The organism is Pseudomonas sp. AU12215 (genome assembly GCF_001675465.2).
Classification (GTDB): Bacteria; Pseudomonadota; Gammaproteobacteria; order Pseudomonadales; family Pseudomonadaceae; genus Pseudomonas; species Pseudomonas nitroreducens.
On sequence record NZ_MACM02000004.1, the window covers coordinates 1 to 16,774 of the forward strand.

The following is a 16,774-nucleotide window of genomic DNA, read 5'->3' on the forward strand; positions in this document are numbered from 1 at the left end:
GTGCTCTTCCGMCTGCACCGTTGACGCGGTGATCACCGTGGTCGACAGCCCGGCCGTGGCCGCCGGCACCTTTGCCGCCCATCCCGAGCAGGTCGACGAGCAGCGCCAGCAGGACCCGAACCTGGACCACGAATCGCCGCTGCATGAACTCTTCGAAGACCAGCTGGCCAGCGCCGACCTGGTGGTGCTGAACAAGGCCGACCTGCTGGACGCCGAAGCGCTGGCCCGCGTCCGCGCCGAAGTCGCCGAGGAACTGCCGCCGGCGGTGAAGATCGTCGAAGCCAACTCCGGCCAGTTGCCGCTCTCCGTGCTGCTGGGGCTGAACGCCGAGGCCGAGCTGCACATCGACAGCCGCCCGACGCATCATGACCACGAGGGCCATGAAGATCATGACCACGACGAGTTCGACTCCTTCCACGTCGATCTGCCGGAAGTGGAAGAGCGCGCCCTGCTCGATGCACTGAACGCACTGGTCGAACGTCACGCCGTGCTGCGCATCAAGGGCTTCGTCGCCATCCCCGGCAAGCCCATGCGCCTGCTGGTGCAGGGCGTCGGCAAGCGCTTCGACAAGCACTTCGACCGCGCCTGGCGCAGCGATGAAACCCGCGGCACGCGCCTGGTGGTGATCGGCCAGGAGCTGGACCAGGCGACCATCGCCAACGAGCTGCGCAGCGCCCTCTCTTGATCATGTAGAAGCGAGCTTGCTCGCGAACAAACCTCCGCAGCGGGGCATGGTTCGCGAGCAAGGACTAGGCGTCCCCCTCGGTCCTACAAAAGCAATCTATCGAGCAAGCCCATGCACCTGCTGCGCACCCAACCCGGCGGCTTCGTCCCCGACGACGGCATCGCCGACCTGGCCCAGACGCCCGCCGAGCTGGTGATTCTCTGCAGCGGCGATTCGCACCTGGCGCTGCTCGCCGAGGCCGCCCGCGAGCTGCCGGAGGATTACCCGAGCCTGCGCCTGGCCAACCCCATGCAACTGCAGAACCACGCCTCGGTGGACCTCTACGTCGACGTGGTGTTGCAGCACGCCAAGGTCATCCTGATCTCGGTACACGGCGGCGTCGGCTACTGGCGCTACGGCATGGAGCAACTGGCGGCATTGGCCGAACGCGGCGTCACGCTGATCGCGGTACCCGGCGACGACAAGCCCGACCCCGAATTGGCCGCGCTCTGCAGCGTTGCACCGCAGGACGCCGAGCGCCTCTGGCAGTACCTGCGCCAGGGCGGCCTGGACAATGCCCGGCAGTTCTTCGCCTGCCTCGCCACGCGCCATCTGCAACGCGACTACCCGTGGAGCGAGCCGCAGACGCTGCCGCGCGTCGCGCTGTATCACCCGCAGACCGGCAGTTGCGACCTCGCCCGCTGGCAGGCCGACTGGCACCCGGAGTGCCCGGTGGCCGCCTTGCTGTTCTATCGCACGCACCTGCAGGCGGCGAATACCGGCTTCATCGATACCTTCTGCGAGCACCTGCAGGCCCACGGCATCAATCCGCTACCCATCGCCGTCGCCAGCCTCAAGGAAGCTGCGTGCCTGGAAGCGGTGGAAAACCTGCTCGATAGCGCCGACGCCGAACTGATCATCAATACCACGGGCTTCGCCCAGTCGAACCCGGAAGCGCCGCAGGACCGACCGTTCCGCCGCGACGTGCCGGTGCTGCAAGCCATCTGCTCACTGGACAACCTCGACCTCTGGCGCGCCAACCCGCAGGGTCTAGGCCCGCGCGACCTGGCCATGCACATCGCGCTGCCGGAGCTGGATGGCCGCCTCATCACCCGGCCGATCAGCTTCAAGGGCCTGGCCTGGCGCAGCGAGCGCAGCCAGAGCGATGTGGTCTGCTACCTGCCGCACCGGCCGGGCATGGATTTCGTCGCCGAACTGGCGCGGCGCTGGATGCTTCTGGCGCGCAAGGCCAACGCCGACAAGCGCGTGGCGCTGATCCTGGCGAACTACCCAACCCGCGACGGGCGGATCGGCAATGGCGTGGGCCTGGACACCCCAGCCGCCGCGCTGAATATCCTTCGCGCGCTGGAAGCCCAGGGTTATCCGGTCGCCGGCCTGCCCGATTCCGGCACGGCGCTGATCCAGCAACTGCTCGGCGGCGTCAGCAACGACCTCGACAGCCTCGACCTGCGCCCCTGCGCGCAGAGCCTGGCGCTGGACGACTACCTCGCCTGCTTCGCGCGCCTGCCCGAGGCCAACCAGCAAGCCGTGCGCGAGCGCTGGGGCGAGCCACAGCAGGACCCGATGTTCCGCAACGGCCGGATGATGGTCGCCGGGCTGCGCTTCGGCCTGGGCTTCGTCGGCATCCAGCCAGCGCGCGGTTACCAGCTCGATGCGGCGGCGATCTACCACGACCCGTCACTGGTGCCACCCCACGGCTACCTCGCCTTCTACTTCTGGCTGCGCGAGGTGTTCGGCGTCGACGCGGTGGTTCATGTCGGCAAGCACGGCAACCTGGAATGGCTGCCGGGCAAGGGCGTCGGGCTCTCGGAAGAGTGCTGGCCGGACGCGATCCTCGGCCCGCTCCCCAACCTCTACCCCTTCATCGTCAACGACCCCGGCGAAGGCGCGCAGGCCAAGCGCCGCGCCCAGGCGGTGATCATCGACCACCTGATGCCGCCACTGACCCGCGCGGAAAACTACGGCCCGCTGCGCGACCTCGAACGGCTGGCCGACGAATACTACGACGCCTCGCTGCTCGACCCGCGCCGCGCCACTGAACTGCGCGGCGACATCCTCACGCTGGTGCGCGACACCGCGCTGGACCGCGAGCTGGGCTTGCAGTTGAGCGACGATGCGGAAAGCTGGTTGCCGCAGTTGGACGCCTACCTGTGCGACCTCAAGGAATCACAGATTCGCGATGGCCTGCATGTGTTCGGCGAATCGCCGGTGGGCGAACTGCGCCGTGACACACTGCTGTCGCTGGTGCGCATTCCACGGGGCGACGGACGCGGCGGCAACGCCAGCCTGCTGCGGGCGCTGAGCGAAGACCTGAAGCTTGGCCGCGATCCGCTGGACGAAGCTTTCGCCGAGCCGTGGGAAGGTCCGCGCCCTGATGTGCTGACCGCCGTCAGCGACGAACCCTGGCGCAGCAACGGCGACACCCGCGAGCGCCTGGAGCTGTTCGCCCTGCGCCTGAGCGATGGTTCCGCCAGCGCTCCCGGAAGCTCGAGCACGGCGGTCCTCGCGCAACTGCACCAGCAGATCGCGCCAACCCTCGACGCCTGCGGCGCCAGCGAGATCGGCCATCTGCTCGCCGGCCTTGCCGGCCGCTTCGTCCCGCCCGGCCCCAGCGGCGCGCCCAGTCGTGGGCGGGTCGACGTGCTGCCCACCGGGCGCAACTTCTTCACCGTGGACGTGCGCAACCTGCCCACGCCCACCGCCTTCCGCCTCGGCTTCCAGTCGGCCAGCCGCCTGCTCGAACGCCACCTGCAGGACCACGGTGACCACCTGCGCCAGCTCGGCCTGTCGGTGTGGGGCACGGCGACCATGCGCACCGGCGGCGACGATATCGCCCAGGCGCTCGCGCTGCTCGGCGTGCGCCCGGTGTGGCAGGCCGGCAGCCAGCGCGTGGAGGATTTCGAGATCCTGCCGATCAGCCTGCTCGACCGCCCACGGGTGGACGTGACGCTGCGGGTATCCGGCTTCTTCCGCGATGCCTTCGCCAACCTGATCCGCCTGTTCGACGCCGCCGTGCAGGCGGTCGCCGCGCTGGACGAGCCGGACGACCTGAACCCGCTGGCCGCCCGGGTGCGTGCCGATCAGGCACGCCTGCTGAGCGAGGGCCTGGAAAGCGACGAAGCCCGCCGCCAGGCCGGCTGGCGCATCTTCGGTGCGCAACCCGGCGCGTACGGTGCCGGCGTGCAGGGCGTGATCGAGTCGCGCCAGTGGGACAGCCGCGCCGACCTCGCCGAGGCCTACCTGAATTGGGGCGGCTACGCCTACGGAGCCGGCGACGACGGCACCCCGGCACGCGAGCGCTTCGCCCAGCGCCTGTCCGGCCTGCAGGCGGTGCTGCACAACCAGGACAACCGCGAGCACGACATCCTCGATTCCAACGATTACTACCAGTTCCAGGGCGGCATGCTCGCCGCCGCCGAGGTCATCCAGGGGCAATCACTTTCCAGCTACCACGGCGACCACAGCCAGCCGGACAACCCGCGCATCCGTACCCTCAAGGAAGAACTCGGCCGCGTAGTGCGTTCCCGGGCGGTGAACCCGAAATGGATCGCCGGGATGAAGCGCCACGGCTACAAGGGCGCCTTCGAACTGGCCGCGACGGTGGACTACCTGTTCGCCTTCGACGCCACCAGCGAACTGGTCGACGACCACCAGTACCGCCTGCTGGCCGACGCCTACCTGCTGGACGACGACACCCGCGAGTTCATCCGCCAGCACAACCCCGAAGCCCTGCGCGACATCGCCGAACGCCTGGTGGAGGCGCAGCAGCGCGGGTTGTGGGAGGAGCCGGGGGAGTACCGCGAGACGCTGGAGAATCTGCTGGTGGATAGTGAAGAGCAGTGAGGGATTCCCAGCTGGCGTAGGGGCGGACTCCGTCCGCGATAGGATTACCGCGCGCCGGATACCATCGCGGACGAAGTCCCCTCCTACACAAGTGCGGAGTGGCGCATTGACCTGTAGGAGCGAGCTTGCTCGCGAACCCGCCCAGCTTCGAAGCGGCCGGGAAACTCGTTCGCGAGCAAGCTCGCTCCTACAGGAAAGCCTCAACCGCGACGCAGGCGCTCGGCCGCGTTCAGCAACAACGCCTCGGTACCGCTCCAGCCCAGGCAGCCGTCGGTGATCGAGACACCGTAGCGCAGCTCGCCGGACAGCGGCTGGCAGCCGTCGAACAGATGGCTCTCCAGCATCACGCCGCGCAGCGAGGCATCGCCGGCCAGGCGCTGGTCGAGCACGCTGGCCAGCACCGCCGGCTGGCGCAGCGGGTCCTTGCCGCTGTTGGCGTGGCTGCAATCGACCATGATGCTCGGATCGAGGCCGAGCTTTTCCAGCCCCTGGCGAATCTGCTGCACGCTGGCCGCATCGAAGTTCGGCCCGGCGTGGCCGCCGCGCAGCACCAGATGGGTGTCCGGGTTGCCCTGGGTCTGTACCAGCGAAGGCCGGCCCAGCGCATCGATGCCGAAGTGCTGGTGTGGGTGCGACGCCGAACGCATGGCGTCGGTGGCGATGCCGATGCTGCCGTCGGTGCCGTTCTTGAAGCCCACCGGCAGGTCGAGGCCGCTGACCATCTCGCGGTGCACCTGGGATTCACTGGTGCGCGCGCCGATGGCGGCCCAGCCCAGCAGGTCGTCGAAGTAGCCGGCCACCAGGGGTTGCAGCAGTTCGGTGGCGATCGGCAGGCCGCGTTCGAGCATGCCCAGCATCAGCCGGCGCGACAGTTCCAGGCCGCCGGCCATGTCGCCGCTGCCGTCCAGCTGCGGGTCGTAGACCAGGCCTTTCCAGCCGATGGTGGTGCGCGGTTTCTCGACGTAGGCGCGCATCACCAGCAGCAACTGGTCGCTCACCTGCGGTGCGAGTTCGGCGAGGCGGTCGGCATATTCGAGGGCGGAGACAGGGTCGTGCAGCGAGCAGGGGCCGATCACCACCAGCAGGCGCGGGTCGCGGCCATCGAGTACGGCGCGGATCGCCTCGCGGCCTTCGCGGACACGGTGGGCCATGGCGGCGGACAGCGGCAGGTGCTGGCGCAGTTCGGCGGGGCTCGGCAGCGGCTGTTCGCGGCGGCGAGCGGAGGGCAGCGGCAGGTCGAGGACTTCGGCGGTGGCTGCGTGTGCTTGGCGGATCAGGGTGGAAGTGGAAGCGTTCATCTGACTGGCATCCTTGGCCGGCGCGGTGGTCGTTCCGCGCTCGGCGCTCTATCTAAGTGTTCGTGGCAAGGCTCGTTGGGTGGCACGCAGCGCGCTGCTAAATCGCCAGTCGGAGTTGCGGTAATAGCGGTAGTCGGTGGTGTAGGCGGTCATGTCTCGATCCTCTGTCTGAGCGTTTTCGCTCGTTTCAATGCGTTGGGCCTTGTGGGCTTTGAAAAACAAAAACCCCGGTCGGGTTGCCGACCGGGGTTTTGGGAAACTGTCTGGTTGGCGACCCTGCTTGCTAGGGCGCCTGTGGGGTATCAGGCGCGCCTTTGGCTAAACCAATACCCATAGAAGAAATAACCGGCAGCAGCGGCCAGGACCTGCGCGCGAGCAACCACGGAGCCAATGGCACCGAGGCGGGCGAGGGACTGGACGGGCAAGCTGGACGGCATGATGTTCTCCGTGGAAGTAGAGCCAAGTTACTGCATCGCGACGCATCGATCAATGACTTGGCTCTATCGTTCTGATGGACATTGGTCGCACCTCCTACGCCCGGTTCGCTACCATGCACGGACGAAATCCGCAGGAATCCCCCATGAGCGCCCTTCCCCACTTCCCCCTGGCCGCCGTCGTCGGCGCCGATGAGCTGAAGCTGGCCCTGTGCCTGGCAGCCATCGACCCCGCCATTGGTGGCGTGCTGATCGAAGGGCCACGCGGGATGGCCAAGTCCACCCTGGCGCGCGGCGTCGCCGATCTGCTGGACGGCGGGCGCTTCGTCACCCTGCCGCTGGGCGCCAGCGAGGAACGCATTGTCGGCACCCTCGACCTGGACGCGGCGCTGGGCGAAGGTCGCGCGCAGTTCTCCCCTGGCGTGCTGGCCCACGCCCACGGCGGCGTGCTCTATGTCGATGAAGTGAACCTGCTGCCCGACCACCTCGTCGACCTGCTGCTCGACGTGGCTGCCAGCGGGATCAACCTGATCGAGCGCGACGGCCTGTCCCATAGTCACCCCGCGCGCTTCGTGCTGATCGGCACCATGAACCCCGAGGAAGGCGAGTTGCGCCCGCAACTGCTGGATCGCTTCGGCCTCAAGGTACAACTGCACGGCACCCCGGCGCCGACCGAGCGCGCCGAGATCGTTCGCCGCCGACTGGCCTTCGATGCCGATCCGCAGGCCTTCCTCATTCGGTGGCAAGGCGCACAGCAAGCGCTGCAACAGCGCTGTATCGATGCCCGGCAAGGCCTTGCCGCGATTGCGCTGGATGATGCTGCATTGAACGAGATCGCCGAGCGCTGCCACGCCGCTGGCGTCGATGGCCTGCGCGCCGATCTGGTCTGGTTGCGCGCAGCCCGTGCCCACGCCGCCTGGCGCGGCGCCAACGCCATCGAGGCGCAGGACATCGAAGCGGTGGAACACTTCGCCCTCGCCCATCGTCGCCGCCCTGCACCAGCGCAATCGGCAACGCCGCAGCAACCTTCGTCCAGGCAGGCGCAAGCACCGTCCAACGCCTCCAACGGCGAAGGCCAATGGGGTGAACTCCCCGCCCAGAACGTCACGATGGGCGAGCGCCGACAGTTGACGGGCTGGCCAAAAAAGCCCTGAGCATCCGCCCGCGCCAGGCCCCAGGCGCGGATGCCAACCCCCGACCCGGCCAACTTGCGGGCGGCCGCGGCGGCGCCCGTCAGCCGGGCGCGCAGGGCCGCATCGACTGGCCCGCGACCCTGCGCAATGGCCGCCCGCAACGCCGCGCCGACCTGGTGCTGCGCGCCCGCAGCCGCAAGCCCGCCGAACTCTGGCTGGTGATAGTCGACGCCTCAGCCAGCACCCGTCGCCACGGCGCCCTCGCCCAGGCCAAGGGGCTGCTCGCCGACACCTTCGAGCAGGCCTATCGCCAACGCGCGCGTCTCGCCGTGCTGCATGCCACCGGCGCACAGCCGCGCTGGTTGTGGCAGGGCCAGAAGGCATCGAGTCAGCTTCAGGTGTGGCTGGAGCAACTTGGAGCCGGCGGCGGCACCCCACTGATCGAAGCGCTTGAGCAAGCCCGCGAATGGCTGGACAAGCGCCAGCGACAGAAGCCCGCCGAACGCCAGCGTCTGCTGGTCCTGACCGATGGGCGCCTGCGCGACTGGCCTGCATTGCAGCCGATGGGCTGCCCGACTGTGCTGGTGGATATCGAGGGTGGCGCGGTGCGACTTGGTCGCGCAGAAAAACTGGCGCAGGAGCTGGGCGCGGAGTATCGGCCTATTGGTGAACTCCCTGCGTGAGCTACCGAGAGCCCCTCACCCCAGCCCTCTTCCAGAGGGAGAGGGCTAGGGGTCGTCCCCTGGCACCGATTTTCCGCTGATCTCAAGGTTCCCCATTACGCCCATGCAACAGGAACCCCGGCCGCTCGCTCAGCCGTTCGTAGTAGGCCGCCACGGCCGGCAGTTCCGGGCGCTGCATGGGCGTCAGGTACCAGCGGTTCACCGACAGGCCAAGGACGACGTCGGCAAGGCTGAAGCAGGCGCCGGTGACGAAGGCACCGGTGCGCTCCAGCTGCCGGTCCAGCAGGGACATGCAATGGTTCCACTGCGCCTCGCTCAGGGCGACGGCGGATTCGTCGGTATGGCTGGGGCTGTTGCGCACACGGGCCATGAATACATAGCGCCAGGCATTGTTCAGTTCGGTGGCCTGCCACCCCATCCATTGCTCCACCAGCGCGCGTTCGCGAGGCGAGTTGGGCAGCAGTTCATCGAGCGGATACTGGCTGGCGAGATAGCTGCAGATGGCATTGGACTCCCAGAGCACGAAGTCGCCGTCGACAAGCACCGGCACCATGGCATTGGGGTTGAGTGCGATGAACTCAGCCGAAGCCGTGGAGCGAAAGCCCGAGCCCCAGTCCTCCCGTTCGTACGGCAGGTTCAGTTCGGCGCAGGTCCAGAGCACCTTGCGCACATTGATCGATGAAGCGCGGCCGAGAATTCGCAGCATGGTGTCACTCCCTGTGAAAACCGGGGCCCAGCATAGAGGTGCGCCGGCCACCGGAGAAGCTTCATGACGGTTCTGCAGGAGCGAGCCTGCTCGCGAACCATGACGACGCTGTGAACGCTCCTCGTTCGATGCGTTCCCTCATTCCGCCAGCAGGCGTTCCAGCGCCTCCCACAGCGACTCAACGCTGTCGAACTCCCGCGCCACGAGCGGCAACGCCGGGCGCGCCAGAATCAGTACCGGCACGCCCCGCTCGCGAGCGACCTGCAGCTTCGGCTCGGTGGCCTGGCTGCCGCTGTTCTTGCTGATCAGCACGTCGGTACCCAACCGCGCGAACAGCTCGCGCTCGCCCTCCAGGGTGAACGGCCCGCGGGCGCCCAGTACTTCGGCGCGCGGATTACCTGGGAGGTTTTGCAGACAGCGCACCGTCCAGTGCTGGTGGGCGGGAATTTCATCGAGGTGCTCCAGCGGCTCACGCCCCAGGGTGAACAGCGGACGGCGAAAATCCTTCAGTGCGCTGATCAACCCAGGCCAATCGGCGACCTCGCGCCAATCATCGCCAGCACCCGACTGCCAGCCGGGCCGCCGCAGCGCCCAGCACGGCACACCGGCCAGCCCCGCAGCACGGGCGGCGTTGGCGCTGATCTGCGCAGCATAGGGATGGGTCGCATCGAGCAGGAGGTCGAAGCCCTGTTCGCGGATGAATCCGGCCAGGCCTTCGGCGCCACCGTAGCCACCCACGCGCACTTCGCAGGCGAGGTCGTCCGGCACCTTGCCGAGGCCGGCCAGGCTGTAGAGATGCTGCGGTCCCAGCCGTCGCGCGATAGCCAGCGCCTCACCGATTCCGCCCAGCAGCAGGACCCGTTTCATCGCACCTCCAGCGCCTCGCCCACCAGGTTGCCCTGGCGGTCGATGGCGAAGACTTCCAGCGTTACTTCAAGGGGCACGATACGCCGGGCGAAGGCCAGCGCGCGGGCGCACACCGCATCGCCCAGGGCGATGCCCTCGGCACGGCACAGCGCCAGCGCCTGCTGGCTGGTGTTGGCCTCGCGCATGCGCTGCTGCAAGTCTGCCGAGGCACCGATGTCCGCCGCCCACTCGGCCAACTGCGGCAGGTCGATGCTGGAATGCCGGCTGTGCAGGTCCATGTGGCCGGCGGCGAGCTTGCTGATCTTGCCGAAGCCGCCGCAGACGCTGAAGCGCTCCACCGGCACCTTGCGCAGGTGCTTGAGCGCGGCGCCGGCGAAGTCGCCCATCTCGATCAGCGCGGTGTCGTCGAAACCGTAGCGGCGGCGCATGGCGTCCTCGCTGGCGTTGCCGGTGCAGGCGGCAAGATGGCGGAAGCCGTTGGCGCGGGCGACGTCGATACCCTGCTGGATCGAGGCGATGTAGGCCGAGCAGGAGAACGGCCGGACGATGCCGGTGGTGCCGAGAATCGACAGACCGCCGAGGATGCCCAGGCGCGGGTTCATGGTCTTCTGCGCCAGCTCGGCGCCGCCCTCGATATGGATCGTCACCTCGAAGCCGCCGGCATAGCCACATTCGGCCGCCAGCGCGGCGAGGTTGTCACGCATCATCTGCCGCGGCACCGGGTTGATCGCCGGCTCGCCCACCGGCAGCACCAGCCCGGGTTTGGTCACCGTGCCGACACCGTCCCCGGCATGAAAACGCACACCCGGCTCATCGCTCAGCACGACACGGGCAAATACCAGCGCGCCATGGGTCACGTCCGGGTCGTCGCCGGCGTCCTTCAGCGTGCCGGCTTCGGCACCTTCAGCAGTAAGCCGGCAGAACTCCAGGCGCAGGGTCGCGCAACGCGCCTTGGGCAGGGCGATCTGCGCGGCATCCAGCGCTTCACCGGTGAGCAGCAGGCGTGCTGCCGCGAGGCTGGTGGCCGTAGCACAACTGCCGGTGGTGTAGCCGCTGCGCAGCAGGCGTGGCTGCTCCGGGGTTTCTTCGCGCATGCTCACTCGGCCAGCGGCTTCCAGACTTCCAGCAAAGTGATCGGCAGCGCCGCGCGCCAGGTGTCGAAGCCACCCAGCGGCTGGGCCTGGGACACCGACAGGCGGGTCAGCTCGCCACCGATGCGCGCGCGCCAGCTCAGCAGCATGGATTCGCTCTGCAGGGTGACGGCATTGGCCACCAGGCGGCCGCCGGGTTTGAGCTGCTCCCAGCACTGGTCGAATACGCCGGGCAGAGTCACGCCGCCGCCGATGAAGATCGCATCCGGACGCTCCAGCCCCTGCAGTGCTTCCGGCGCGGCGCCGCAGACCAGTTGCAGCGCCGGTACGCCGAGGGCATCGCGATTGAAGCGGATGTGCTCCTGGCGCCCTTCGTTGGCTTCGATGGCCAGCGTGCGGCAGCTCGGATGTGCGCGCATCCATTCGATGCCGATGGAGCCGCAACCGGCGCCGACATCCCAGAGCAGCTCGCCCGGTTTCGGCGCCAGCCGCGCCAGGGTCACGGCGCGTACATCGCGCTTGGTCAACTGACCGTCGTGGCGATAGTCATCGTCGCGCAGGCCGACCGTGAGCGGCAGGCGCTGCGCGTGTTCACCGGCGATGCACTGCACCGCCAGCAGATTCAGCGCAGCCGCCTGCGCCAGCGACCAGTCATTCGCCAGACCATCGATGCGTCGTTCGTGGTCGCCGCCCAGGTGCTCCAGCACGCTGAGCCGGCTCGCAGCAAACCCCCGCTCGCGCAACAGCGCAGCAACGGCCGCAGGACTGTCGCCGTCATTGCTGAGGATCAACAGCTTCACACCGTCGTGAATCTGCGCATTGAGCGCCGCCAATGGCCGCGCCACCAGCGACAGCAACGTGCAGTCCTGCAATGCCCAGCCCATCCGCGCGGCAGCCAGCGAGGCGGAGGACGGAGCGCAAAGCACGCGCATTTCCTCGGCCGGAACCTGGCGGGCCAGGCTTGCGCCGACGCCGAACCACATCGGGTCGCCGCTGGCCAGCACGCAGGTCGGCTCGCCGCGCCGGCGCAGCACCGGCTCCAGGCTGAACGGGCTCGGCCAGGCCTGGCGGTTGGCGAGCAGGCAGTGCGGCAGCAGCTCCAGCTGGCGCGGCGCGCCGATCACTTCGCTGGCGGCGAGCAGGGCACGGCGCGCGGCCTTGCCGAGGCCGGCGTAACCGTCCTCGCCGATGCCGACGATGGTCAGCCAGGGCGTCATGAAAATTCCTCGAGAGTGCGACGATCGATCCGACGGGCAGGCTTTTCCTGCCTTCGGGCAAAGCAGGCATAATACCCGCTTCGTCGGTGCTCGTAGGACGCTTCGCCCCTATCGGTGAGGTTTCCGGGAGCCGAAGAGGGAACACGGTTAAGCCGTGGCTGCCCCCGCAACTGTAAGCAGCGAGTCCGCGCAATGCGGCGCCGCGGGACAACGTTCCGTGCCGCCGGCCAGGCCACTGGGCAACCGGGAAGGCCGCGCTGGATGAGGACCTGCCAGCCAGGAGACCTGCCGACGAAACCAGTCGCGTGTGCAGACATCGAGCGGGGTGTATCGGTGTCGTGAAGTCCCCTGTGGGGATTCGCAGGTCACCGCGACCCAGCCCTGGTGACCTCAGTGCAAGACACATCCGCTCTGCCCGTCCGCCCGCATGCCTGCCCCGGCCTGCTGCGCATCGTGGCCTCCCGCGATGGCGGCATCTGCCGCATCAAGCTGCCCTGTGGGCAGCTCGACGCCCACGCTGCGCGAGCCATTGCCCAGGCCGCCGAGCGCCATGCCGATGGCGTGCTGGAAGCGACCAACCGCGCCAATCTGCAGATTCGCGGCGTGCATGCTGGCGCTGAAAATGCGCTGAGCCATGAATTGTTGAGCGCCGGTCTCGGCCCGCGTGAATTGGCGTCGGATGATGTGCGCAATCTGCTGGTCAGCCCGGCGCTCGGCCTCGACGCCGCCACGGCTTTCGACGCTGCTCCGCTGGCCCGCCAACTGCTCGACCTGCTGGAGCGCACCCCGCGCTTCCATGGCCTGTCGCCCAAGTTCGGCATCCAGCTCGACGGTGGCGAAGCCCTGGCAATGCTGGAGCACCCCAACGATCTCTGGCTGTCGGCGATGTCTGACGACGCAGCACCGCTGTTCGCCTTCGGCCTGGCCGGTTGTCCGCCACGCAACGAGACGGATCGCCCCGCCCTTGCCGCCGTCAGTGCCGAGCAGGTGCCGCTGCTGGTGGAAACCTTGCTGCAGCTGTTCCTCGACCTCGCCGGCGACGGCCAGACGCGCATGCGCCACCTGCGCGAAATGCTCGGCGACGAAGTGCTGCTGGAGCGCCTGCAGCAACGCCTGCCCTTTGCGCTGCAACTCGGACCCGCTGTGGATAACTGGCGGCGCCCTGCAGCGCAGGCTTTCGGCCATCTCGGGATTCAGCCTCAGCGCCAGCCAGAAAGCACCATGGTCGGCGCGGGATTCGTCCTCGGCCGCCTCGACAGCGCCACACTGTTCGGCCTCGCCGATCTCGCCGAGCGCTTCAGTGGCGGGCAGCTGCGGCTGACACCCTGGCAAAGCCTGATCCTGCCGGAGGTGGCCCAGGTGGATGCCGCCGTTGCACTCGGCGCACTGGGCGGCCTCGGCCTGGTGATCGACGCTGCGCAGCCGCTGTCGCGCATCGTCGCGTGCAGTGGCTCCAGCGGCTGTGCGCGCGGGCTGGCCGATACCAAGGCCGATGCCTTGCGCCTCGCCGAACGCCTGCGCCACGCGCCACCAGCCGGCGTGCATCTGTGCGGCTGCCCACGCTCCTGCGCCGCCGCCCACGTCGCCCCCTACACCCTGCTGGCCGTCGCCGACGGCCGCTATGACCTGTTCCGTCGCGCCGATGGCGTGGCCGGCTTCGGCCAGCCGCTGGCGCGCAACCTTTCCCTCGATGCCGCCGGCGACCTGCTGGCCGCACCTGGAGACTCCATCGATGCTTGATTACATTCGCGACGGCCAGGCGATCTATCGCCAATCCTTCGCCACCATCCGCGCCGAAGCCGACCTCACCGGCATCCCGGCCGACCTGGAGAAACTGGCCGTGCGCGTGATCCACGCCTGCGGCATGGTCGACGTGGTGCAGGACCTGCGCTTCTCCGCAGGCGCCGGTGCCATCGGCCGCGCGGCGCTGGCCGCGGGCGCGCCGATCCTCTGCGATGCGCGGATGGTCGCCGAGGGCATCACCCGCGCGCGCCTGTCGGCACACAACGAGGTGATCTGCACCCTCAACGATCCGAACGTCCCGACGCTCGCCCGCGAGCTGGGCAACACCCGCTCGGCGGTGGCCCTGGAGCACTGGCGCGAGCACCTCGAAGGCGCCGTGGTGGTGATCGGCAACGCGCCGACCGCCCTCTTCTACCTGCTGGAAATGCTCGACGCCGGCGCACCGAAACCGGCACTGATCCTCGGCTTCCCGGTGGGCTTCGTCGGCGCCATGGAGTCCAAGGATGCACTGGCCGCCGACAGCCGTGGCGTACCCTACGTGATCGTCCGCGGTCGTCGTGGCGGCAGCGCGATGGCGGCCGCGGCGGTGAACGCACTCGCCACGGAGGTGGAGTGATGGCCGGCCGCCTGATCGGCCTGGGCGTCGGCCCGGGCGACCCGGAACTGCTGACCCTCAAGGCGCTGCGCCTGCTGCGCGCGTCCCCGGTGATCGGCTACTTCGTGGCCAAGGCCAAGCACCACGCAGGCCAGGGCGGCAATGCCTTCGCCATCATCGAGGAGCACCTGCTGGAAACTCAGCAGCGTCTGCCGCTGGTGTACCCGGTGACCACCGAAAAGCTCGAACCGCCGCTGACCTACGAAGGCGTGATCAGCGACTTCTACCACACCGCCGCCGCCCAGGTGGCCGAGCATCTGGACGCCGGCCGTGACGTCGCGGTGATCTGCGAGGGCGATCCCTTTTTCTACGGCTCGTACATGTACCTGCACGACCGCCTTTCGGATCGGTATGACACCGAAGTCGTACCCGGCGTCTGCTCGATGCTCGGCAGTGCGGCCGTGCTCGGCGTGCCACTGGTGTACCGCAACCAGAGCCTCTCGGTGCTCTCCGGCGTGTTGCCGGAAGACGAGCTCAAGCGGCGCCTGGCCGACGCCGACGCGGCCGTGGTGATGAAGCTCGGCCGCAATTTCGACAAGGTCCGCCGCGTGCTGCGCGAGCTGGGCCGCGACGGCGGCGCGCACTACGTCGAACGCGCGACCATGCGCGAGCAGCGCATCGTCGCACTGGATGACGTGGACCCGATGGCGTCGCCCTACTTCTCGATGATCGTCATCCCCGGCCAGCGGTGGAACGGCTGATGCGCACCGCTATCGTCATTCTCGGCCAGGGCGCACTGGCCACTGCCCGGTGCCTGCAGAAGGTTTATCCACAGGCGCGCGTGATGGGCCTGAAGGACCGAGTTGAAGGCGCCGACGAGTCCTACGCGAACTTCGGCGATACCCTGCGCCAGCTCTACCGCGACGACACCCCGATCATCGCCCTGTGCGCTGCTGGCATCGTCACCCGTACCCTTGCCCCGCTGCTCGTGGAGAAGGGAGCCGAACCGCCGGTGCTGGCCGTCGCCGAAGACGGCAGCGCCGTGGTGCCGCTGCTCGGCGGACTCGGCGGGGTGAATCGCATCGCCCGCGAAATCGCCACCGCACTGGAAGTGGCGCCAGCCATCACCACCAGCGGCGAGTTGCGATTCGGCGCCTGCCTGCTCGATCCGCCGCAGGGCTACGCGCTGGCGGACATCGAACAGGGCAAACGCTTCGTCTCCGACCTGCTGGGCGGCGACACGCTGCGCATCGAAGGCGACGCTCCCTGGCTGGACAAGCTGAACCTGCCGCTGGCCGAAGACGCCGCGCATACCTTGCGCATCGATGCGGGCGCCGATGGCATCGCACACAACGAACTGCGCATCCACCCGCGCGTCGTGCTGGCTCATGTCACGCTGGTGGATTCGCATCTGCCTGAGCGCATCCACCAGGGCCTGGCGCAAGCCGGATTGGCAAAGGCATCGCTGGCGGCGGTCATCGCCCCGCGCTGCCGCATGGCCGATCCGGCCCTGGCAGAGGCCGCCAGCGAGCTGGGCGTGCCGCTGCGCTTCATCGGCAACGACAGCGAGCTGCCGCCGGCCGTGCTGCACGGCGACTCCTTCCACCTGCACCGCGCCGCGACGCCGGTCGAAGCCCACGGCATCGGCCAGCCACGCGGCAAGCTCAGCGTGATCGGCCTCGGCCCCGGCGCCAGCGACTTCATGATCCCCGCCGTGCGCCGCGCCCTGGACGAAGCCCAGGACCTGCTCGGCTACGAAACCTACGTAAAGATGGCCGAGCCGCTGCGCGAGGACCAGGTGCGCCACTGCACCGACAACCGCGAGGAAATGCAGCGCGCCCGTCATGCTTTCGAACTGGCCGCCAGCGGACGCCGGGTTGTCGTCATTTCCTCCGGCGACCCCGGCGTATTCGCCATGGCCGCCGCCGTGATGGAAGCCCTGCACGAGAGCGAAGACCCGCACTGGCATGGCGTGGAGCTGGAGGTGCTGCCGGGCGTATCCGCCGCACTGGCCGCCGCCGCCAAGGCCGGGGCGCCGCTGGGGCACGATTTCTGTCTGATTTCCCTGTCGGACAACCTCAAGCCCTGGGAAACCATCGAGAAGCGCCTCGACCATGCCGGCGCCGCCGACCTGGCCATGGCCTTCTACAATCCGATCTCCAAGGCGCGACCGTGGCAGTTGGGGCGCGCGCTGGACATCGTCCGCCGCCACCGCACGCCGGAAACCCTGGTGGTGCTCGGCCGCGATATCGGCCGCCCGGCGGAAGCCCTGCGCGTCGTCACCCTCGGCGAGCTCGAGCCGGAGATGGTGGACATGCGCACCCTGGTGATCATCGGCTCGTCGCTGACCCGACGCTTCTCCCGTGCCGGCGGTGGTGACTGGGTGTACACGCCGCGCTGGTATCGCTGAGGAAAGGCACGAGGCCTATTTGTAGGAGCGAGCTTGCTCGCGAACAGATTTCCCGGCAGCTCCGGTGCC

13 protein-coding genes and 1 riboswitch are annotated in these 16,774 nt (G+C 68.6%); of the genes, 8 read left to right on the forward strand and 5 right to left on the reverse strand.

Annotation, left to right across the window (positions count from 1 at the left end):
* The coding region (locus A9513_RS00605; protein ID WP_176707205.1) for a GTP-binding protein at positions 1-685 on the forward strand (685 nt) is incomplete at its 5' end.
* A 111-nt stretch (positions 686-796) separates the two neighbouring features.
* A complete protein-coding gene (cobN, locus tag A9513_RS00610) occupies positions 797-4,528 on the forward strand; it encodes a cobaltochelatase subunit CobN (protein ID WP_065083709.1) in 3,732 nt (1,243 codons plus the stop codon).
* A 200-nt stretch (positions 4,529-4,728) separates the two neighbouring features.
* Here cobN and A9513_RS00615 read toward each other — a convergent pair whose 3' ends face one another.
* On the reverse strand, positions 4,729-5,826 hold the full coding sequence (locus tag A9513_RS00615) for a 3-deoxy-7-phosphoheptulonate synthase (protein WP_065083710.1): 1,098 nt from the start codon (positions 5,824-5,826) through the stop codon (positions 4,729-4,731).
* Between the two features lie 580 nt (positions 5,827-6,406).
* On the opposite strand from A9513_RS00615, the gene A9513_RS00620 reads away from it, so the two are divergent.
* Positions 6,407-7,414: an ATP-binding protein gene (locus A9513_RS00620; protein WP_065083711.1), complete on the forward strand. Its 1,008-nt coding sequence runs from the start codon at positions 6,407-6,409 to the stop codon at positions 7,412-7,414.
* Positions 7,415-7,416: 2 nt separating this feature from the next.
* On the forward strand, positions 7,417-8,076 hold the full coding sequence (locus A9513_RS00625) for a VWA domain-containing protein (protein ID WP_065083712.1): 660 nt from the start codon (positions 7,417-7,419) through the stop codon (positions 8,074-8,076).
* A gap of 82 nt (positions 8,077-8,158) precedes the next feature.
* On the opposite strand, the gene A9513_RS00630 is transcribed toward A9513_RS00625, so the two are convergent.
* From A9513_RS00630 to A9513_RS00645, 4 genes are all read right to left on the reverse strand, one after another.
* Positions 8,159-8,782: a glutathione S-transferase family protein gene (locus tag A9513_RS00630; RefSeq protein WP_065083713.1), complete on the reverse strand. Its 624-nt coding sequence runs from the start codon at positions 8,780-8,782 to the stop codon at positions 8,159-8,161.
* 138 nt (positions 8,783-8,920) lie between these two features.
* Positions 8,921-9,649 (reverse strand): cobalt-precorrin-6A reductase, encoded by a 729-nt coding sequence (locus A9513_RS00635; RefSeq protein WP_024767462.1) that lies wholly within the window; start codon positions 9,647-9,649, stop codon positions 8,921-8,923.
* Positions 9,646-10,743 (reverse strand): cobalt-precorrin-5B (C(1))-methyltransferase, encoded by a 1,098-nt coding sequence (locus tag A9513_RS00640; RefSeq protein WP_065083714.1) that lies wholly within the window; start codon positions 10,741-10,743, stop codon positions 9,646-9,648. The genes A9513_RS00635 and A9513_RS00640 overlap by 4 nt, the downstream gene beginning before the upstream one ends.
* A 2-nt stretch (positions 10,744-10,745) precedes the next feature.
* Positions 10,746-11,957: a bifunctional cobalt-precorrin-7 (C(5))-methyltransferase/cobalt-precorrin-6B (C(15))-methyltransferase gene (locus A9513_RS00645; protein WP_065083715.1), complete on the reverse strand. Its 1,212-nt coding sequence runs from the start codon at positions 11,955-11,957 to the stop codon at positions 10,746-10,748.
* A 67-nt stretch (positions 11,958-12,024) separates the two neighbouring features.
* Positions 12,025-12,265: riboswitch (cobalamin riboswitch) on the forward strand.
* Between the two features lie 85 nt (positions 12,266-12,350).
* Here A9513_RS00645 and cobG point away from each other — a divergent pair.
* Genes cobG through cobJ form a run of 4 tightly spaced genes read left to right on the forward strand, consistent with a single transcriptional unit; the run spans position 12,351 to position 16,705 of the window.
* A complete protein-coding gene (gene cobG / locus A9513_RS00650; protein WP_065083716.1) occupies positions 12,351-13,697 on the forward strand; it encodes a precorrin-3B synthase in 1,347 nt (448 codons plus the stop codon).
* Complete coding sequence (locus tag A9513_RS00655; RefSeq protein ID WP_037011525.1) at positions 13,690-14,316, forward strand: precorrin-8X methylmutase; 627 nt, start codon at positions 13,690-13,692, stop codon at positions 14,314-14,316. The genes cobG and A9513_RS00655 overlap by 8 nt, the downstream gene beginning before the upstream one ends.
* On the forward strand, positions 14,316-15,056 hold the full coding sequence (locus A9513_RS00660) for a precorrin-2 C(20)-methyltransferase (protein WP_065083717.1): 741 nt from the start codon (positions 14,316-14,318) through the stop codon (positions 15,054-15,056). The genes A9513_RS00655 and A9513_RS00660 overlap by 1 nt, the downstream gene beginning before the upstream one ends.
* Entirely contained in the window at positions 15,056-16,705 is a 1,650-nt protein-coding gene (gene cobJ, locus A9513_RS00665) for a precorrin-3B C(17)-methyltransferase (protein ID WP_065083718.1), read from the forward strand. The genes A9513_RS00660 and cobJ overlap by 1 nt, the downstream gene beginning before the upstream one ends.
* The last annotated feature ends 69 nt before the right edge of the window (positions 16,706-16,774 follow it).